This window comes from Bacteriovorax sp. PP10, assembly GCF_035013165.1.
Lineage (GTDB): Bacteria > Bdellovibrionota > Bacteriovoracia > Bacteriovoracales > Bacteriovoracaceae > Bacteriovorax > Bacteriovorax antarcticus.
In genome coordinates this window covers 1,370,075-1,390,403 of record NZ_JAYGJQ010000002.1, presented here as the reverse complement: position 1 = coordinate 1,390,403, position 20,329 = coordinate 1,370,075, and the positions used below count along the sequence as shown (strand labels likewise).

General features: G+C 39.7%; 18 protein-coding genes. 8 read left to right on the top strand and 10 right to left on the bottom strand.

The features are described from left to right. Positions 1 to 271 precede the first annotated feature (271 nt). The 5 genes from SHI21_RS16750 to SHI21_RS16730 all read right to left on the bottom strand — a co-directional run bounded on the left by SHI21_RS16750 (position 272) and on the right by SHI21_RS16730 (position 8,359). A complete protein-coding gene (locus tag SHI21_RS16750; RefSeq protein ID WP_323578064.1) occupies positions 272 to 721 on the bottom strand; it encodes a DUF4442 domain-containing protein in 450 nt (149 codons plus the stop codon). A 22-nt stretch (positions 722 to 743) separates the two neighbouring features. Next, positions 744 to 1,571: a LamG domain-containing protein gene (locus SHI21_RS16745; RefSeq protein ID WP_323578063.1), complete on the bottom strand. Its 828-nt coding sequence runs from the start codon at positions 1,569 to 1,571 to the stop codon at positions 744 to 746. A gap of 1 nt (position 1,572) precedes the next feature. Then, positions 1,573 to 4,650: a beta strand repeat-containing protein gene (locus SHI21_RS16740; protein ID WP_323578061.1), complete on the bottom strand. Its 3,078-nt coding sequence runs from the start codon at positions 4,648 to 4,650 to the stop codon at positions 1,573 to 1,575. 255 nt (positions 4,651 to 4,905) lie between these two features. Then, entirely contained in the window at positions 4,906 to 7,509 is a 2,604-nt protein-coding gene (pepN, locus tag SHI21_RS16735) for an aminopeptidase N (protein WP_323578059.1), read from the bottom strand. A 22-nt stretch (positions 7,510 to 7,531) separates the two neighbouring features. After that, on the bottom strand, positions 7,532 to 8,359 hold the full coding sequence (locus tag SHI21_RS16730; protein ID WP_323578058.1) for a DUF2797 domain-containing protein: 828 nt from the start codon (positions 8,357 to 8,359) through the stop codon (positions 7,532 to 7,534). 100 nt (positions 8,360 to 8,459) lie between these two features. On the opposite strand from SHI21_RS16730, the gene SHI21_RS16725 reads away from it, so the two are divergent. From SHI21_RS16725 to SHI21_RS16710, 4 genes are all read left to right on the top strand, one after another. Continuing rightward, complete coding sequence (locus tag SHI21_RS16725) at positions 8,460 to 9,209, top strand: PilZ domain-containing protein (protein ID WP_323578057.1); 750 nt, start codon at positions 8,460 to 8,462, stop codon at positions 9,207 to 9,209. 136 nt (positions 9,210 to 9,345) lie between these two features. Next, on the top strand, positions 9,346 to 10,608 hold the full coding sequence (spt, locus tag SHI21_RS16720) for a serine palmitoyltransferase (RefSeq protein WP_323578055.1): 1,263 nt from the start codon (positions 9,346 to 9,348) through the stop codon (positions 10,606 to 10,608). A gap of 15 nt (positions 10,609 to 10,623) precedes the next feature. After that, entirely contained in the window at positions 10,624 to 11,751 is a 1,128-nt protein-coding gene (locus tag SHI21_RS16715; protein WP_323578054.1) for a hypothetical protein, read from the top strand. A gap of 2 nt (positions 11,752 to 11,753) precedes the next feature. Continuing rightward, positions 11,754 to 12,743, top strand: coding sequence for an NAD-dependent epimerase/dehydratase family protein (locus tag SHI21_RS16710; RefSeq protein ID WP_323578053.1), 990 nt, complete (start codon positions 11,754 to 11,756; stop codon positions 12,741 to 12,743). Here SHI21_RS16710 and SHI21_RS16705 read toward each other — a convergent pair. The 4 genes from SHI21_RS16705 to SHI21_RS16690 all read right to left on the bottom strand — a co-directional run bounded on the left by SHI21_RS16705 (position 12,700) and on the right by SHI21_RS16690 (position 16,410). Beyond that, positions 12,700 to 13,458, bottom strand: coding sequence for a substrate-binding periplasmic protein (locus SHI21_RS16705; protein WP_323578051.1), 759 nt, complete (start codon positions 13,456 to 13,458; stop codon positions 12,700 to 12,702). The two genes, SHI21_RS16710 and SHI21_RS16705, sit on opposite strands and share 44 nt — an antisense overlap. After that, positions 13,455 to 14,906, bottom strand: a complete 1,452-nt coding sequence (locus tag SHI21_RS16700; protein ID WP_323578050.1) for an ATP-binding protein — start codon at positions 14,904 to 14,906, stop codon at positions 13,455 to 13,457. Before SHI21_RS16700 ends, SHI21_RS16705 begins: the two co-directional genes overlap by 4 nt. A gap of 76 nt (positions 14,907 to 14,982) precedes the next feature. Then, positions 14,983 to 15,789: a phosphatase PAP2 family protein gene (locus SHI21_RS16695; RefSeq protein WP_323578049.1), complete on the bottom strand. Its 807-nt coding sequence runs from the start codon at positions 15,787 to 15,789 to the stop codon at positions 14,983 to 14,985. Positions 15,790 to 15,792: 3 nt separating this feature from the next. Continuing rightward, the gene (locus SHI21_RS16690; RefSeq protein ID WP_323578048.1) at positions 15,793 to 16,410 is read right to left on the bottom strand and encodes a sterol desaturase family protein; all 618 of its coding nucleotides are present in this window, start codon (positions 16,408 to 16,410) and stop codon (positions 15,793 to 15,795) included. A 46-nt stretch (positions 16,411 to 16,456) separates the two neighbouring features. On the opposite strand from SHI21_RS16690, the gene SHI21_RS16685 reads away from it, so the two are divergent. Then, the gene (locus tag SHI21_RS16685) at positions 16,457 to 17,146 is read left to right on the top strand and encodes an SRPBCC family protein (protein WP_323578047.1); all 690 of its coding nucleotides are present in this window, start codon (positions 16,457 to 16,459) and stop codon (positions 17,144 to 17,146) included. 235 nt (positions 17,147 to 17,381) lie between these two features. Here SHI21_RS16685 and SHI21_RS16680 read toward each other — a convergent pair whose 3' ends face one another. Further along, the gene (locus SHI21_RS16680) at positions 17,382 to 18,257 is read right to left on the bottom strand and encodes a LysR family transcriptional regulator (RefSeq protein ID WP_323578045.1); all 876 of its coding nucleotides are present in this window, start codon (positions 18,255 to 18,257) and stop codon (positions 17,382 to 17,384) included. 153 nt (positions 18,258 to 18,410) lie between these two features. Between SHI21_RS16680 and SHI21_RS16675 the strand changes: the two genes are divergently transcribed. The 3 genes from SHI21_RS16675 (at position 18,411) to SHI21_RS16665 (ending at position 20,220) form a co-directional block, all read left to right on the top strand. Beyond that, positions 18,411 to 19,001, top strand: a complete 591-nt coding sequence (locus SHI21_RS16675) for a YceI family protein (RefSeq protein WP_323578043.1) — start codon at positions 18,411 to 18,413, stop codon at positions 18,999 to 19,001. Between the two features lie 68 nt (positions 19,002 to 19,069). Further along, positions 19,070 to 19,600 carry an adenine phosphoribosyltransferase gene (locus SHI21_RS16670; protein WP_323578042.1) on the top strand — a complete coding sequence of 177 codons (531 nt, stop codon included), beginning with the start codon at positions 19,070 to 19,072 and terminating at the stop codon, positions 19,598 to 19,600. A gap of 98 nt (positions 19,601 to 19,698) precedes the next feature. Next, positions 19,699 to 20,220, top strand: coding sequence for a hypothetical protein (locus SHI21_RS16665; RefSeq protein ID WP_323578040.1), 522 nt, complete (start codon positions 19,699 to 19,701; stop codon positions 20,218 to 20,220). Positions 20,221 to 20,329 lie beyond the last annotated feature (109 nt).

Sequence of the window (20,329 nt, the reverse complement as noted above, 5' to 3'; positions counted from 1 at the left end):
CAAAAATGAAAAGGATCAATAAAAAAAAGCACCAATAAATTTTCATTCATAACCAGTTTATGTTGATTAAAACTAATTAATTTATCGGTATTTAATTGTAAGTACTTAACTACTTATACAAGTCTATGAAGTGGAAAAAGTGACAACTTATTGTGTTCTTTTACATTACTAAAGAGATTGTCTAGCTTCTGGAACACGAACTGAACAGTACCGAACTTTGTTGGTTCACTATCGATTGGAATAATAAAGCTAAAGAAAAATTCGATTTAAGCTATAGCTTCTTTTTAATATATAGAACCTTATCCACTTCAGCGATAACCTCGCCTTCTTCATCTTTTATATAAACAGTGAGAACAGGTTCGATTCTATTTTTACCTTTCAGTTCTTCTTTAAAAGCATTCAACTGCTCATTCGTTAATCTAAACTGAGCATACACCTTAGACGTTCCTGGACGCTTAAAACGTATCGTAGCGCCCTTATCCCAGACAATATAGCCCTTCCCTAACAAATTGATCAGCATGAGCATATAAAAGGGGTCTGACATCGAATAGAGAGATCCTCCGTAAGCAGTTCCTACGTAATTTCGATTCCAGAATCGCAGCTTCAACGAAACATCAATTTCTAAAAAATCTTTTGAAATATGATCAATATGAATTCCTGCTCCCAAAAATGGTGGCCAGAAGTTCATTATTTTAAAAAGGATTTTTTGTCTGAAGTTCATAGAAGCCAAGTCCTGCCCTTACTTAATTACACTTTTGATTTTTATAAAGATGTGCGACTTCTGCTGCATTCAAGACCCTGTTCCAAATTGCGGTTTCATCCATAGCACCTGTAAAATGGGCCGGAACTCCACTGCCACCGTAGCCAAGAAAAAGCTTTTGGGCCGCATCTGAATTGTGTGCCCCGGCGCCATTTTGAGTGAACCCAGAACCAGCAGTTCCCCATTCCACACCATTAACATAGATATGAACACCAGAGAATGATGTCACAACTCCATCCCATGTTAAGACGATTTGTGCCCAGGTACCAGCGATCAAAGAAGTATCGTTATGAGTTTTATATTTCAAGTTAGTTCCAGCGACAGCATTAAAAAATAATCTATAATCTCCAGAGTTGATAAAAAAGTACCAGCCTTGGCTAGTATTGTTATCACTTTTATAAAAAAGCCCACCAGCAGTGTTAGCAGAAACTTTAATCCAGGTCATTAATGTCATGGTCGCAAGATCATTAATCCCAGCATAAGCAGGAACCTCTACATAAGTACTTGCTCCAGTCGTATTTAATGCCTGAGAAATAGCCCCGGCCACATATGAGCCAGTCGTTCCATGAATTGTACCATTACTACCAGTCGTTGCAGGAACGGACGAGAGGTCTGCAGCAGCTCCTAAGGCCCCATCCATTTTCCAATACCCAACGATGTTGCTATTCATTCCAGGTGTCCAATTAGAAGAAAAGCTTCCACAGCGAGTTTTTTTTGTCTGCGTGAGAAGGCCAGTCATTTGATTGAACATTTGCGCATCGGCAAAATTTATAGAAGAAATAAATAAGAGTAAAAAAAGAAAAGACTTCATCTTAATTATAACCTGATGACCACGTTATATAACAGTCATAGTTTGTTCCATTATAAACAGTCATGATGTTATATATAGTATGAGTTGCCGCTATCGTTGGAATATTGGCCGGTTGAAATTTACTCGTCGTGCATCCAGTGAAAGTATAAGTTCTTGAAGTCGTATCTTGAATAATTAAAGTATAAGATCCACCGTGAACCATATTCGATAAAGTAATCGCCGCTTGCCCAACATTGGTTAAAACTTGCGTATTACTTTTTGAAAGATCAACTGCTGCTCCTGCAAATGGTGCCGGAGGCGTACTGGCAATAGTACCAGCAACCGTCAGTGCTGCTTGAGGATTTGATGTTCCAATTCCTACATTTCCAGAAGCGTCGATTCTCATTCTTTCATTGTAGGCCGTATTACCAGTTCTTTGACCAAAAACAATTGTCGGAGCATAACCTGCAGTGTTTGCCACACTACCCATATAAAACGTTTGAGTGACACCTAAGGTATTTAGACTGGCACCAGTAAACATACTCACAGTACCATCCGCCGTATTAGCGTTCGTTATATGAACACCTGGGCCCTGGGGAATTCCCATGGAAGAGCTTGAACCTGTATAGACAGTAGCATCCCATCCAAAGGTGTACATTTCTCCTCTAAGAAGAAATGCATCAGCAGTAATCTGTCCTGCAACATCAAGAGCACTGCCTGGCGATGGCTTTCCAATACCCACATTTCCATTTGCAGAGATATGCATTTTTTCAGTACTGTCAGCACTTCCTGCTGTCGTCGTATAAAACCCAAGACTCCCAGGAACAGATCCTGCTGCTGGAGCTCCATCCGTTTTACCTAAGATAAAAGCAGAACGGGCAAGGCCAGTTCCATCATGACCAAAAAAAGAAATAAATCCTAATTCATCACCACTGACAGTGGCCGCATAATTTCTATGTTTCCAAAAACTAAAAGTTGGACCTGAAGTATCAGCACTCGTTTTTTCAAATGCAGTTGCACCATTCATAACATGCAACTTCGCCCCTGGAACAGCTACACCAATTCCCACATTCCCGGCCGTGTACCCAAGATCAGAAGCTGTTTTTATCCACTGACCTACAGCTCCTAAAACATTTTGAACATAACCAGCGCTTGCTGCCTGAGTAAGATCCGCTCCGACAGTAGGAAGAGTTGGAACATGTAGCTCACCAACTGTATTATCAATTGTAATTTTTCCTAAAACAGTTGTATTGCCAGACTTCGAAACATAATCCCCTTGAGTTCCTAGCAGTTTTCCAAAAGCACTAAGAACAGTATCAGTTCCTGCTATAGACCCTGAGGCCGATGACAATCCTGTTAGCGTCGCAGCTCTCGTTCTTATGTCTGTAAAATAATAATTTGTTCCGCTCTCCGGTACCGCTGCCGTATTTAATGTCTGAAGAGTTTTATCACCGGCAAAATACTGTGCAGTTGTTCCACCAGTTGGAAGACTCGCCTCTTTTGCATTTAATTGATCTTGAATAGAGCTCGTCACTCCATCGAGCCAGTTAAACTCAGCATTGCTTACAGTTCCTGTAGAAATATTAGCGGCATCTAAAGTACTCACCACGGCACTTGTATTAGACCAGGAAAGAACTCCTGATCCATTGGTTGTTAACACCTGATTTGAAGCACCGGCATTAATAGGTAATGTTAAAGTATAGGCCGCACTGGCCGCATTTCCTTTCACTGTTACGTAATTTGATCCACCTTTAATTTTTAAATCATTATCCAGTGTCAATATACCAGAGAACGTATCCCCGGCTTTATTCGCTTTTAAGTTATCTGCAGTATCAACATAAAGCTTGGTCGTCGCTTCAGTATTTAAAACCGGTGTAGGTACATTTAAGATCGTAGAGATTGTTCCACCAGTCTTATCTAATTTCGTCGCAAGTGTATCGAACACAACATTTCCATCCGGTGCATGAGTTGTATCACCATCTGTAATTGTCGTAGCTAAAATGGCCGCAGCAGAAGGAAGGCCCGCGATTTTAGCGGCAGGAATATCACCATCAGCAATATTTAATTTTGCGTAAGGAATATCTCCGTTAGCAACGTTTAGTTTTGCATAAGGGATATCTCCGTTCGCAATACTTAATTTTGCATAAGGAATGGCCCCCGCAGAAATATTTAATTTCGAGTAATCAATAGCGGCCGTTGCTGAAATATTTGCATTTGTAATAGTCGTATTGGCAATTTTTGTACCGGTCACTGATCCATCGGCAAGCTCAGTTGTTGTCACCGACCCTGCTCCACCAGCAGCACCGGCCGTATCAGTATCAGCGATCCATTTCGTACCATTAAATTTTAAAACTTGTCCTGCTGTCGGTGCGACTGTTAAATCAACATCAAATAATTGATCTAACTTATAATCACCTTCCGTCGCTACAATCGCCCCTGTTCGACTAAAGACTGTTGGCACACCGGCCACAGCAGACTGGGCCACGATATCGTAAGCACTTCCATTCCACACAATCCAGTCACCGACTTTATAAGTTGGAAGATTGGCCGTATCTACAATGTAGTATTGTCCGACAATCGTTGAGACGGGCTCAGTTGTATTGGCATCCCAGACACCTCTATAACTTAAACCACTAAGCGCTTTAGGAATCCATTTATTAGATGCTGTATCAAAACTAAGGACATCATTATTAGACGGTGTTGTGCAATCAAATCCCGCTGTTCCTAAACTTGCATTACATAATGAAAAATCAATGGCGAAAGTCGCACTGGCACTTGCGTCTGATAAAATAAGATCAAAAACTTTTGAAACATCAAAAGAAAAACCATGAATTGAATTGGCGATAATTTTTGTGGCAGTCTGTGATTCAATCGTAAAATTTTCAGAAAGCGAATGCCCGCTGACTTTTACATTTTGAACATTAACAAGACCTGCTCCATTGATGACGAGTTGATTATTGATAAAATGAACTGATGAAACGCTCGCAGTTAAAGCTTGTTTTGAGTCCTTCTTGTTTCCACTAATAGAAAGTTTACTAGCAGCAGGAACACATCCTGAAACAATAAACCCTAATACTAAAATTGAAATTGCGTATCTCATCTAAATCTCATTCTAAGGTATAAGTACCCACCTGCTTATCGGCAGTCAGAAACCAATAACTTAGAAAATTATTTAAGACCTCTACGTCTCAAATCTGCCTTTAAAATGAGTTAATTAAGTGAATATTTAGTTAATTAGGAGTTAATTTGATCTACTTATTAACTATTGAACAAGTTTTGAACAATTGATAATGGTTTACTTTTGTTAAGAAAACCACTGTTATCTCTTTTGGAATATAACAGTGGTCATTATTTTTTAAGCTAAAATCTTAGAAACAATTTCGTAAACGTTTTTAGATAGACCATCAGTTTTGATAATACGATCTAGTTCCGGTTTCATCTTCGCTTGAAGATCTTTCGGAATACGACTGTAGTCTTTAAATCCAGAAGCAAGACGAGAAGCGACTTGAGGATTTAACTTATCAAGCTCTAACATACGATCTGCTACTAATTTATAACCACGTCCCGATGGATGATTGAATTGAACTTTGTTGTTCGCTGCAAATTGTCCAAGCAGAGCTCTTACAAGATTTGGAATCGTACGATCGTAGATGCTGTCTTTTTCAAGTGCCAGGATATTATCGTAAGCTGAATCATCAGATGCAACTGCTTGCACCGATAACCATTTTTGCATAACAAGAGTTTCGCTCTTCCATTTTGTATAGAACGACTTAAGTGCTTCTGCTTTGAAGCTAGAGTTTGAGTTAATTAAAACACTCAATGCTCCGATTTCATCTGTCATGTTCGTTGCACTCTTGAAGTGATCGAATGCCAGAGTTTTATATTTATCTCCATCAACCATTGATAAAAGATTAAGAGCTTTAATTTTTAAATCTCTTTGTCCCATTGCTTTCGGGTCAAGTTTATACTCTCCCTTTTGATCAATTGAAGTGAAAAGTTTTAATAAAATATCCTGGTGAGCAGTCGCTAAAGTTTTCATCACGAAATCTCTTACAGCTTCTGTTTCAGGGTAGTAAATTTCAGCTAATTCCTGGTGAAGAATTCCTTCACTTGGAATTGTCATCGACAATGCTTTGAAAGCTTCATCGATAGTTGTATCAGCTAAAACTTTCCCAAAAGCAGCAACGTATTTGGCGTTCAACTCAAGTGGTTTTTTAGCGTGAGCATCTTGAATCAAATCAAGCATAAGTTTTTGAGCTACAACCTGAGCTGCTTCAAAACGGTTAAACGAATCTGAATCGTGGGCCATTAAGAATAACTGGTCATCAAAACTTAAGTCAGTTGTTAATTTAACCGGTGCCGAGAAATCACGGTTCACAGAAGTGATTGGCTTCGAAGAAATATTCTCAAACACGAAGTCTTGAGTTGGTGTTTTTAATTCTAAAACTTTTGAAGCAACGTCTTTTCCGTCAGCTCCAATTAACCCTACTCTTACTGGCATATGGTATGGCTTCGCATCCTTTGGAGCGTTTGCCGGGAACGACTGAGTCAATGTTAAAGTTAAACGCTTATTAGCTTCATCATACTTCGAAGTTGATTTCAGTAATGGCGTTCCGTTTTGTCCGTACCAGTTTTTAAACTGAGTAAAGTCAAAATTATCGTTTGCAACACTCATTGCATGAATAAAGTCTTCTGTACGAACTGCTTGTCCGTCGAATAACTCAAAATATTTATCCATACCACGTCTGAATCCATCCACTCCTAAAAGAGTCTGGATCATACGAATAACTTCAGCACCTTTTTCATAAATAGTAGCTGTATAGAAGTTATTAATTTCCATGTATGTCGCGGGCTTAATCGGGTGAGATGTAGGGCCTGCATCTTCAGCAAACTGAGAAGCACGAAGACCAAGCACTGATTGAATTCTCTCAACACTTCTTGAGTTCATGTCAGCAGAGAATTCCTGATCTCTGAAAACTGTTAATCCTTCTTTAAGTGTTAACTGGAACCAGTCACGGCAAGTGATTCTGTTACCTGTCCAGTTGTGAAAGTATTCATGGCCAATTACTGATTCGATTCCATAGAAGTTTCCATCAGTCGCACTTTTTTGATCAGCTAAAACGTAAGCAGAGTTAAAGATGTTTAAACCTTTATTCTCCATTGCTCCCATGTTGAAAGCATCAACAGCAACGATCATATAAATATCCAGATCGTACTCAAGACCAAAACGATCTTCATCCCACTTCATCGATTTTTTCAGCGACTCCATAGCATGGTGGCACTTATCTTCATTTCCTTTATCGCAATAGATTTCTAGAGCAACGTTGCGTCCTGAAGTTGTTTTGTATGTATCTTTAATGAATCCTAAATCCCCAGCTACCAAAGCGTACAGGTAAGAAGGTTTTTTAAATGGATCTTCCCAAGTCACGAAATGTTTTCCGCCATCAAGGTCACCTTTAGCGATCGGGTTACCGTTAGAAAGAAGAATTGGGTAAAGTTTTTTATCAGCAATAATTTTCGTCGTGAATTTTGCCATGTTGTCTGGACGGTCAACATAGAAAGTGATTCTTCTGAATCCTTCCGGCTCGTTTTGAGTACAGAAGATTGTTCCTGATTTATATAGACCATCAAGAGTCTTGTTAGCTTCAGGATTAATTTCGTTTTCAATTTCAAGCGTGAAGCTTCCAGCTGGAACTCTATTTAAAGTTAACGTGTGAACTTCTTCATCGTGCTTGTAATCAGTGAATGCCTCACCGTTAATTTTTACTGATTTTAAAATCAGCTCTTCTCCGTTTAAAACTAAAGGAGCTGCATCAGTTGTATTTTTTGAAACTGTCATCTTCGATTGAACTAGAGTTTTTGTAGAATCTAAATGAAATGTTAAATCAATCGTCTCAACCAAATAGTCTGGTTGTTTGTATTCACTTAATTTAATCACTTTTGGAGCATCTGTTTTCATGAGTTTTTTCCTCGAATATAATTTACAGTTCTAGATGAACTTTATGGCCAGTATGGCTTCTAATATTAATAACACCAACATCAAAAATTAAGTACTGCCCCTTAATACCTTGCAGTCTACCACCTACCACCTCCGCTTTGTCGAGTGATACCGAAGCCACCTTTTCAGGGTAAACCTCAACCGGGTACTTAATGTCCACAACCAGCTCGCTCTCAAGGATAGAAACCTTGTCGCTACCGAAGCGGTTTTCTAAATCGTCCAGATCTTCGCCGAAGAGTTCAAAGAGCTCATCGCGTTTTGCCTCGAGATCAATCTCATCCGGATCGCCCTTGAGCATTTTTCTCCAGTCAGTTTTATCATTGATCTCAGTACTCAAGAGCTTCTCAAAAACTCCTGACATATAACGAGTTCCTACTTTTAATATAGGCAAGGCCTGAATTGCACCTTGGTCAATCCAGCGGGTAGGAATCTGAGACGTTCTAGTGATCCCGACTTTGAGTCCTGAAGAATTCGCCAGGTAGACATAATGAGGGATCATACAATGTTGTAGCCCCCAATCAGGCTGTCTGCACGTTCCTTTGTCGAAGTGGCAAAGCTCAGGTTTAAGAATGCACATATCGCATTCAGCAAGCTTTAATGAGCAAGGATAACAGTAACCACCTGAGTAGCTCTTAGCGGTCTTCTTCCCGCAGTTGCAGCAGTTGATTTCCTTTCCGGAGTGAATCTTAAAAGTCTTTCCGATCAAATCATTCATGATGATTAGGCCTGAATTCGTTTGAAGTTTATAGATGGCCTTACCGTCTATAAGTTCGACTTCCATTTTATCGAGATTGAAACTTGAATTTTCCATAGGGGGCAATTATACAAAGTGTCTCGGGCTTCGTCACAGTATTTTCAGGCCATTAGCTTTGAGATTAAAGTAAAAGGACCTAAGTACCGATTAATAAGGTATGACCGAGAAAAAAGACCCAAACAAAAAGCATTACTTCCAAGTTGCGTCTCACGAAGAATTCGTGGAGAGCATGTTAATGCACTGTACTCTTGAGTCTTCACCTCCACTAACTGTGTGGGAAAAAGGCGAAGATGAAGAGCTGGCAGAAATTTATGAAGCCGTAGAGTATTTCGCTCATCCTAGGATTATAAAACTGCGCCCTACCGGTAAACTCATGACTAAAATCACGGGTAGCACGAAGGCCGGAAAACAAGTCCTGGTAAAAATTCCTGTCGAAGACAAGATCAATTACTTCACTGGTGGACGTTTAAAATTTCACCCTGAAGACCTAAGTTACACCATCGAAATTCAGCAAGAGATCTATAAGAGCCAGGCCCGTGGAAACTTCCGCTTGAATGCCAGCGACGTGATCCCTATTCAATTCAAAATTGATGAACAAGTTTTTGATGCTTTAGATATTTCTATCAGTGGAACGAGTTTTATCGTTGAAGCAGCTGAATGTGAGCGCTTCCCGAAAGGAAAACTTTATACTGAGTGCACCCTGCGCTTTGACCGCAAAAATTATCATGTACCCATCGCCCAGATTGCGGCCCATATCCCGATGTCCGATGGACGCACCAAAATCGGTATCGCCTTTAAAGACCTGCCACGTAAAACTGAGGACGAGCTTTACATAAAAATCTCCACAGAGGCCCGTGGTGAAGAGATGAAAAAGAAGTTCGACACGATCCTTTCCAAAAAGGCCTAATGGCCTACTCCTTAAATTTACACTCAATGTTATCAAGTGCTTTGGTTACTTCTTACGCCAATTTAGTTCGGTATAATTTTCATATATGGTCATAAATAATTGACGATACCGGTCTATAGGAGTAATTTTGCGTCCTATGAAACACAACACACAAGAAACTCTTCAAGGCCAAGAAATGGACTCTACTATTAAACGTGCTATGAGAAAGCCTTTCTCTGATAGCAAGATCATTGAGCGTGCGAACTTACTTCGCGACAATGATTTATACTTCTTCTTTAGAGCTATTGAAGAAACGGCAGCTTCGACTGTGACTGTAAAAGGTCAGAAGCAAATCATGATCGGATCTAACAATTACCTGGGCCTTACTCACCACCCACTTGTTAAAGAAGCCGCTATTAAAGCGATCGAAAAATACGGTACAGGTTGTACGGGTTCACGTTTCTTAAACGGTAACCTTAATATCCACGACGAACTAGATGTAAAACTTGCTGAGTACTTAGGTCACGAAAAAGCGATCGTATTCTCAACAGGTATGCAAGCAAACCTTGGTGCGCTTTCAGCTATCTGCGGTCCAAAAGATTTAATGCTTTTTGACTCTGAAAACCACGCTTCTATTATCGATGCTTCAAGACTAGCAATCGGTACAACTTTTAAATACAAACACAATGACATGTCTTCATTAGAAGAATTACTAGAAAGTAACGTTTCACGCTTTAACCGCGTGATCATCGTAGCTGACGGTGTTTTCTCAATGACTGGTGATATTCTTCGTCTTCCGGAAATCGTTGCTCTTGCTAAAAAGTACGGCGCATACGTTTACGTTGACGATGCTCACGGACTTGGAGTTATGGGGCATCAGGGACGCGGAACTATGAACCACTTCGACGTAACAAAAGACGTTGATTTCAACATGGGAACGTTCTCTAAATCTTTCGCATCTATTGGTGGAGTTATCTCTGGATCAGCAGACGCAATCGATTACGTTCGTCACTCTGCTCGCTCGTTCATGTTCTCTGCTTCTATGCCACCTGCTGCAGTTGCGACTGTTTCAGCTTGTATCGACGTAGTGACTTCAGATGATTCAATCCTAGCTAACCTTTGGTCGAACGTTGAGTTCATGAGAAAAGGTTTCCAGGAATTAGGATTTTATACTTACGGATCTCAAACGCCTATCATCCCACTATTTGTTGGTGACGATATGAAAGCGGTTAAGATGACAAAATATCTTGAGTCTAAAGGAGTCTTTGCTACTCCGGTTCTTCCACCTGCAGTACCTAAAGGGGAAGCGCTAATCAGAACAAGCTACATGGCATCTCACGACAGAGCTGACTTAACGAAAGTTCTTGAAGTATTCGCTGAAGCTAAAAAAGTTTTCGAAATTCCATCGCATCTACACTAGGGATCAGGTTTTGTTATGAGCTTTTCAATTAAAGAAATTGACCTCAATAACAAAAAAGACAAAAAGGCCTTTGTTGAATTACCCTGGAGCATTTATAAAAATGATCCACACTGGGTAGCTCCTTTAAAGATGGCCGTGAATGATCTTCTAAACATTGCTAAACATCCATTTTATAAAACGGCCCACGTGAAAGCGTGGCTCGCTATTAAAGACAATGTCGTTGTCGGCCGAATCATGGCCATCCACAATTTCTCATATAATAAATACGAAAATAATAAAGTTGGTCACTTCGGTTTGTACGAAGTGATTAACGATCAAAAAATTTCAGATGCCTTAATTGATACGGCAGCTGTTTATTTAAAAGCTCAAGGCATGACTTCTATTCAAGGCCCGATGAATCCGGGAACGAATTATGAGTGCGGACTTTTAGTTGATAAATACGACGACGCTCCTCAAGTGATGATGACGTATAATCCTGCTTATTATGAAACTCTTTTAACAAATAAAGGTTTCGTCAAAGCAATGGACTTACTTGCTTATAATTTTAATCCGCATAATGTTTTACCAAAACTCATTTTAGATATTGCTGAACGTGCTGAGAAGAAAGTAAGAGTCACTTACAGAACAGTTAATTTAAAAAACTGGAATGCTGAACTGGATATTATTTTTGATATCTACAACTCTGCCTGGGAATCTAATTGGGGATTTGTTCCGATGTCGAAGGAAGAATTTGCACATACGGCCAAAGATATGAAGTCGATCATTAACCCGGAACTTATTCAGTTCGCCATGGTTGATGGTGTTGAAGCAGGATTCATCTTAACGATTCCGGATTTAAACCAGATCTTCAAGACCATCCCGAGCGGAAACCTAAGTCCAATGGCGATTTATAAATTGATGACACCTAAAAAACGCATCACACGCGCTCGAGTCATCATGATGGGTATTAAAAAAGAATACCGTAAAATGGGACTTGAAACTCTTCTTTATAGAAACACGCAAAAAACTCTTTTAAAAACTCCTCAAATTAAAGATGTCGAGCTTAGCTGGATTTTAGAGAGCAATCTCGAAATGAATAAGCCGTTAATCAGAATGTCAGGAGAAGCTTACAAGCGCTACCGTCTGGTTGAAAAGGCCCTTTAAAAATGAAAATTCTAATCACTGGTGCCAATGGTTTTGTGGGTTCTCACTTATGTGAAAAACTTCTTAAAGACGGGCACGATGTATTTGCCTTAGTCAGATCTCCTCATAAATTTACGGTGGCCGAGAATTCTCGTTTAACTGTGATCAAAGGTGATCTTGATCAAGAGATTCTCTCATGGGTTGAGTCTCTTCCAGCAGACCTGGAGACGTGCATACATACGGCAGGAATCGTTCACACTTATTCGCCTTCTGAGTTCTACCGCGTGAATGCCGGTGGAACTGAAAACCTGGTTAAAAATTTAAAGCAACGTTTTATCAATCTTCATTTCATTTTGATTTCGTCGCTCGCTGCTTCAGGGCCTAGCCTTGGGACATCATCGCGCTCTGAACTTGATATGGATTTTCCTGTAAGCGTTTACGGGCGATCTAAGAAAAAAGCTGAAGAACTTTTAGCAATGAATGCACCCACTTCGTGGCAGCTGTCAGTGATTAAACCTCCGATGGTTATCGGTCCCCGCGATCCGGCCGTGCTGGATATTTTCAAGATGGTTCAAGGTGGAGTGATTTTGCTTCCAGGACAAAACTCAAAAACGAAACTTTATAGTTTTGTTTGCGTGTTTGATTTGGTTGAAACAATTGTTCTCGTTGCTGTTCAAAAAAAGAAAGGGATCTTCTTTAGTGCTAACCCGCAGGTGGTTTCTTTTGAACAATTGATCAGTGAAATTAAAAAGCAGTTGAAGAAAAATTGGATTCTCTATCTTCCACTTCCACTTATTTTAGTGCGCTTACTGGCAATGGTTTTAAATTTCTTCTACAGGTTATTTCCGCACAATCTTCGCCTGACTCCAGACAAGTACCATGAATTGGCAGCAACAAACTGGACATGTGATGGAAGTAAAAGTGAGAAAGAGTTGGGACAGGTTTATAACTATGACCTGGAACGAACGATTACAATGACCCTAATTGATTACAAGTCACGCAAGTGGATATAACACTAACAATAGCATCATAAACTCCATTCGCTTTTATTCTTTCCAAACCGCGATTGAAATCACTAATGATTTTTTTCCCATTCGGTGACTTCCTAGAAACCATGAAGTGCAACTCGTTGCCCTCACGTAGATAATCTTTTTCACTGGCCACTAGAGGAGATTTCTTTCCAAAAAGCTTATCCACAACATACTTACCAACCAGCTCATTGATAAAAATAATATCCACTCGTCCGAGTGCCAACATCCCAAAACACGACTCAACTGTTCCTGGACTGAATACTTTCATCTTCGATTTTTCTATCAAAGAATTAAAAGGGGACTTGTCCCAACCATCGGGAATGCAGATTGTTTTCCCAGTTAAACTCTTTGCAGTATTAAATTCGTTGCCTTTTTTAGTGAAAGAAAAAATACGGTATTGATGAATAGGTGTTGAAAAGTAATAATTCTTCAAGCGTTCACTATTAGCACTCCAGGGGTATGACCCATCGACGGTCCCGTTTTCAACCAGCATCATCACTCGCTTCCATGGCATGAATTCAAGATGAATGTCTTGTTTGAGTTCTTTAAATACGGCCCTGACGACCATACTGCTTATTCCTTGATTCGGAATATTTTCCCCAGTATAAGGGACGTACTCACCTGTCGCGATTCTTAAAGATTCTGCTTGAGTGGCAAAACAAAATGCACTCAACAACAAAACGATGACAATCTTCATCTTTTTTTGTCTCCAATTGCTAGACGCAACTGAAACCAAAAAGTACTTCCGACATCTACTTCACTCTCCACTCCAATCGTTCCACCCATTAAGTCGATAAGTTTTTTAGAAATTGAAAGACCCAAACCTGTTCCACCAAATTTTCTGGTTGTAGACTGATCTTCCTGACTGAAGGCCTCGAATAAATTATCTCTTTTCGTTTTATCAATTCCGATCCCCGTATCCTGAATCTCAAAACGAATAAGGGCAAAACCATTTTCTCTATGTATGACTGATAAGTGCACATTAACTTCCCCTTGTTCTGAGGTAAATTTAATCGCATTGTTGATGATGTTAAGAAGAATCTGCTTAAGTCTATGTGGATCGCCTCTGAAGAAGTAATTATCTTCAGTGCGATAGTGGAATCTAAAATTAAGATTTTTCTTTTTAGCAGACAAGGCCAGGATTTTTTCACACTCTTCTAAAAGGGCAATCAGATCAAAGTCCACCATTTCAAGTTCAAGTTTCCCCGCTTCAATTTTAGAAAAATCCAAAATGTCGTTGATAATAGATAGTAACGAGTCTGCAGAAAGCTTAGCTGTCTCCAGATTGTCTCTTTGCTCGCCACTTAGATCTGAATCAAGGGTTAATTCTGTTAAACCAATAATGGCATTTAACGGTGTTCTGATCTCGTGACTCATTGTCGATACGAAATTTGATTTTGCTTTTGTCGCCTGTTCGGCCTTGGCGATTTGTCTTTTTAGTTCCAGGTCACGTTCGTTAATCGCACGAACGGCCGCACTTGATGCTTCAGCGATAAGTTGAAACTCAATAACGTTTTCTTCAGGAACCTGGAACTGATAATTTCCTTCGGCAATTTTTTTAGAAGTCTCAACGATACGGTTAACCGGCTCGGTGATGGTTTTTTTCATGCGCCATAAAATCAGGGCCCCAAAACTTAAACCTACCACTAAAAAAGAAATACCCAGTTTAATAATCAGCCAGCTCAACTCATCGTTAAACTTTTGAGTTGAATAAATAAATTCAACCGTTCCGATTTTTTCGTTGTTACGGCGAATGGCACCCGTATCTAAGAATCTGTTTTTTACTTTTAAGAGGTCTTTGAAATTCCCGGTAGGCATTGAAGAGTCGCGGTTTTCAACCAGGATGTCTCCGTACTCATCAAGAACTCTTACGGCGATAATTTGATTGTCGTCTTTTACGAAAGTCGAAGCTGCGTTTTTGATATTGTTAGTATCAACAGTCCAGATAGGATCAGCAAGCAAGCTTGTCGCAATTTGTAGATTGGTTTTTTTCTGCCAGGCAATTTTCTCTTCATTATTTTTGATCAGGGCCTTGGCCACGATGACCCCTAAAACAGAAATCATCAAAAAGATCACAGCAACTACTGCGATGGTAATTTCCTGTGTGATACTGAAGCGATCAAAATAGCTTTTGTCTTTTGTCATGAGGCATCTAAAATAACATTGATTGCTAAGAAGCGAAAATCAAGAAAACAAAAAGATCTCGTAAATCTTTTTGGTTTTACCAGTCCATCGTGATGCGAGGACCGATAGCACCTTCGTAAGCTGTGTAACCTACTCTGAAGTTATGTTCAAATAACGAGCGGTAAACGACATTGTTTCCCTTGTAATCAGCTGCTTTTCTTACCCCTTCCGAAGCAAAGGCGGTTAAAAAGAATCCCCCGACAATATCCGAAAGATAATGCTTACCATCTCTGACTCTTTGGATTGACGTAGCAACAAACAGGGCCGACGGGACAATTGCGTAATAAGGCCCGTAAAACTGAAATGTTTTAAGCGCAAAAGTGGCGTATGGAATTACGTGCCCCGAAGGAAACGACGATGATCCTCTGAAATTAGTCTCCCATTGTGAGAGTTTTTCTTTATCCGGTCGCTCGTGAATGTGAATAACACTTAGGGCCGCAGACTCAAGAAGTGCCAGATACATTGTTGCAAAACTTTCTTTTGCAAACTGTACCGCACGGTCGTCGTCCTTTTTCACACCGTAACTAAAAAAAGCGATGGGGATAATCGGGAAACTCAGGACCGGTGCCAGGTCGCTGGAAATCTGCATATACTTGGGAATATTTTTGGCTCTGGCGTTTGCCGAAATTCGCTTGTCTTCTTCAAATGAATACCAAAGCGAAGGTGCTGCCGCCGCTGCGTAATAGAGATTGTTTTTTTCAGTGAACTGTAAGTAAGAGCCTTGGTAAAGATAAGTCAGTGACGACGTTAACCCACTCCAGGAAGTCTGCATATCGAGGTCAGCGGCAGAAATATTTTTACTAAAAAACAAAGAGACGAGAGAGATAAATAAAAATCTTTTCATTTTCTAGTGAGTGTCCTTCGGTCCTGTCGTTGTTCTAAAAATATAATCCCAAAGAGGATTGCTTACACCGTACTTACTGCGCTCACCTGAATAGTGGTGTTGTAGGTGGTATTTTCTAAGGTACTTTCCAACTTTTGAGGTCATCGCAAAGTGGTGAGTTGCATAGTGAATGTAGTCGTAACAAAGGTAGCCCACCATGAAGAAGGCCATGATAACGCCCAGGTATTTTTCCGGGAACATCAAAGCGAAAAACGCCCAAAGAACCATGAAAATTAAAACAGCAGGAACTGGTGGCATTACTAAACGAGTTGGATCTTGAGGGTCATCGTGGTGAAGACCGTGGAATAAAAACACGAAGTATTTACCAGCTGCACTTTTAGCGTCCCAGTGAAAAACAAAACGGTGAAGCATGTATTCCATAAACGTCCAAAGAATTAATCCAAAGACAAAGAGTCCACCGAATTCAATTGCACTTATGCTGTAAACTGTGGCACCACGGTAAAGAAGAAACATAATAACCGGTGTCCACAATAATAGTGGCACGATCGGATGAACGTGAGTGAAAGATTCTAAAATTGGATTTTTGAAAATCCTGATTGACTCGCCTGTATGCTTTTTCATATGCATTTATTATAATAAATTCTCAATCCTGTAAATTAAGGTGTGCATGAAGACTTACTTTTTTACTATTCTGGTTACTTTATTCTCCACGACTTATGTATGGGCGCAGAATCTTGAGACAGAACTGAGTCCGGCCGATCTAAAAGCTATCACAGCTCACGAGTTTGTCCTCAAAACCCGTGAACTCCCGGGTTCAGTCTGGCCGGAAATCACTTATTACGCCATCGTCGGAGTAAGTCCTCTGGAAGCGGCCGGAGTCTTTGCAGCTTACGATGCTCAAAAAGATTATGTTCCCAACGTCATCAAATCGACACCTGTTAAACATCTCACAGCGACTGAGGTTCTCACAGATTACGAACTGCATATGCCCTTTCCTATTTCCAATGCTCACTACATTCATGGTGCAAAACTTTTTAAGCACAAAAATGATTATGAAGTTCAGTGGTATATGCTGGAGTCAAGCTCTGCAGAAGATGTTAAAGGCAGTGTTTATTTCCAATTTTACGAGGGAAAAACGCTAATGAGATACCGTTCATACGTAAAACCAAAATCAGTATTGGGAAGCTTAGTAAAAAGTAGGATGTTGAAAGATGTTCTTTTAAGCATTACAGCGATTAGAAATTTTATGGAAAAAAGTAAACGTGAAAATCCCGTATTCGTTTCTAAATATTCTGAGTTTATAATACGTGCTCTTAATGGCGAATTTGTTTATCAGACTATTATTGATAAGAAGTAGTTGACTAGAATGACGGATATAGAAAATTTTATTTTGAGCAGTTACGAGCACTTGCAGCATGGCCTGATTTCTATCACTCAGGTGTCAGAAAATAGTAATGAATTGTAAGAAAAAACCTCTATTAAAAAATCCAATCACCCCCTAGTATTTACCCATAGAGACAAACGGATATACACGTTGATGGTCGACGCGTAAAAACGGATTTTGAAGCGTCGATTTTTTTATCATTTTAAATTTAACCAATCGCCCCTTCTTCTGCTCTCTCCCACAATTCTTTCATCACTGGCCCCATCGGTTTACTGGCATCTCTCACAATGAAAATCTCAATATCGCGGTCTTTTATCAATGCAGTTTCAATGCGTGTGAGTTTTTTAGAAGCAAGTTCATCTTTCACTAATCCATAGGGAAGTCCACCCCATCCGAGTCCTTGCATGATCAATTCTTTTTTAAATCCCATATCAGTGACAGTTAAACTTTTTGATCCGGCCAGAACGCCGCTGTTTATTTTTGCAATTCTTCTCGCCGAATCGGCCAGAATAATCTGGTTATGTGAGCGCAAAAAAACATCAGTGACTTTTTCTTCATCTTTAATTAACTGAGTGCTAATCACGGTGATCATTTTCGTCATCGTAATGCTTCTTGAATCAAAAGTGTACTCAACCTGCGGCTTCGGAGTAATGGCAATGTTCACATCTCCATCTATAAGCCTCTCAATCGTCCCAGAGAGCACTTCAAACTTCAAAGTCAGGCGGGTAGCCGGGTGCTTAGAGAAAAAGTCTTTAAGGAACTTTAGAACAAGTGATACCGGACTAACGGCGTCGATACTGACACGGATTTCGCTTTCCACTCCCTTACTCATTTGCTCGGCGAGAGCTTCGAGCTCTCTGAACTCACGAATAAGTAGTTTTGCTTTATCGTAAAAGACTCTTCCATCTGCCGTTAAACTTGGGCGGTATTCATCGCGAGAGAACAAATTGATCTGATACTCTTCTTCAAGTTTTTTGACGGCCATGCTGATTGATGGCTGGCTTTTATGAAGGTAGTCGGCCGCGGCCTTAAAACTTCCCTCTTTTACAATGGCATCAATTGTTAGAAGCTGTTCTAGTGTCATTGGAAGAAATCTCCGTGGATACTTATTAGTTACTTTGAGACCAACATGATCATTTATATTTATTGAATTAATCAATAAATTATAATTTGTTTTTATACAAACCTAAGTTAGGATTTTTGACAAGAATATTTAATCAGATCCTTAGGAGGACGTATGTTAAAACAATTGATTATTGCTTCTGCTCTTTTATCTTCAGTTTCAGCTTTCGCTAAAGTTGAAACGCTTCAGGTAGACCCTGCTGCTTCTAAAATCGTTTACGTTGGTAAAAAGGTAACTGGTCAACATACTGGTGAAGTAAAAATTGCAAACGGAACAATGAACTTTGATGGTGCAGAATTCAAAGGTGCAGACATCACTATCGATATGACAACAATCAATAACACTGACCTTACAGATGCTGAATACAACAAAAAATTTGTAACTCACATGAACAGCGACGATTTCTTTGCTACAGCTAAATTCAAAACAGCTAGACTTGTAACTAAGACTGTTAAAAAAGTTAAAGGTGACGTGTACGCTGTAACTGGTGACCTTACAATTAAAGGGCAAACTCACCCACTTCCATTAAAAGATGGTGAAACTTTCAGCGTTGAAGTGACTAGAGATGGTGCAGTTGCAGTTATTTCTTTCGATAGAACAAAATATGACGTTAAGTACGGATCTGGAAAATTCTTTCAAGGTCTAGGTGACAAAATGATCAATGATGATGTTCAATTGACTGTAACGCTAAAAACTAAAAAATAGGCCGACAAAATGCGCTAGCATTTTGACTGCGAACTTAAGAGTTCGGCCTATCCTATACGGAGAAGACCATGAGTGATATCACGAAACTAATCAGAACAATCCCTAATTATCCTAAAGACGGGATCATGTTTCGCGATATCACTACTCTCCTTAAAGATCCAAAAGGATTTCAAACAACAATTAATATGTTGGTTGAAAAATACAAAAATACTGACATCGACTATATCGCAGGAATTGAGGCCCGCGGGTTTATTTTAGGTGCTGCTCTTGCCTACGCTCTTAACAAAGGATTCATTCCTGTTAGGAAAAAAGGAAAACTGCCAGGTAAAACAATCACTCAAAGTTACGATCTTGAGTACGGTTCAGACACAATTGAAATTCACGAAGACTCGTTTGCTTCAGGATCAAAGATTCTTCTAATCGACGATTTAATTGCAACTGGTGGAACTGCAATCGGTGCTATTACGTTAATTGAAAAAGCTGGTGGGACAATTGTCGAGACTGCTTTTGTCGTTGATCTTCCAGAGTTGGGTGGAGCAAAGAAAATTCAGAACTTGGGCCATAAGGTTTTCTGTCTTTGTTCTTTTGAAGGACACTAATCCTCTCTTCTAAATAGAATACATCTAATAATTGTATAATACTTTCCACATCTATCGAACTATAACCCCTTTAATAAAAAATTATTAGAGGGGCACATATGAAAAAATCACTTATTCTTCTTTCTTTACTACTTTCATTCACAGCGAATGCAAAAAATATGGCGAGAACTGAAAAAGCTGACGACGTCTATAAAGAGCAAGCAGACGGATCAGTTGTTTATGTTGGTAAATGCTCAATCCACCCGGATAAAGTTGGAATCAATTACCTGGATAAAGAAACTCTGGTTGAATATTTTGATTCTGATTATGGAAGACTATCAAGAGAAGAATTCTTAAAAAAGACAGCGGTACTTGAAACTGCACTGACAGACGCTGGTGGACTTCGCACTGGATCTGAAATGCCAATCGGGATTGACGATTTTACGGCAGATAAAATTGAAAGCACAACATTCAAAGGTCTTGATCTATTCCGCTTAAACATTGGTGTTGGTGGTGGAAATGGAATGATCTTAATTTACAATCGCAAAGTTTTAAACGGTAAACCTGTTTATGAACTGATGGCCGAAATGATGGATGGTGATCTTGAGTACTGCGATTCTAAAGTCTGGCTTTCTAAGTAAAAAGTAAAACACACTAGTGGGCCAATTCTTGGGGTAACTGACCCACTAGTGTTTATGAGGTGTACGAAGGGCTTCGTTAACCTCACTATAAATCAGATCGGAAAAAAAT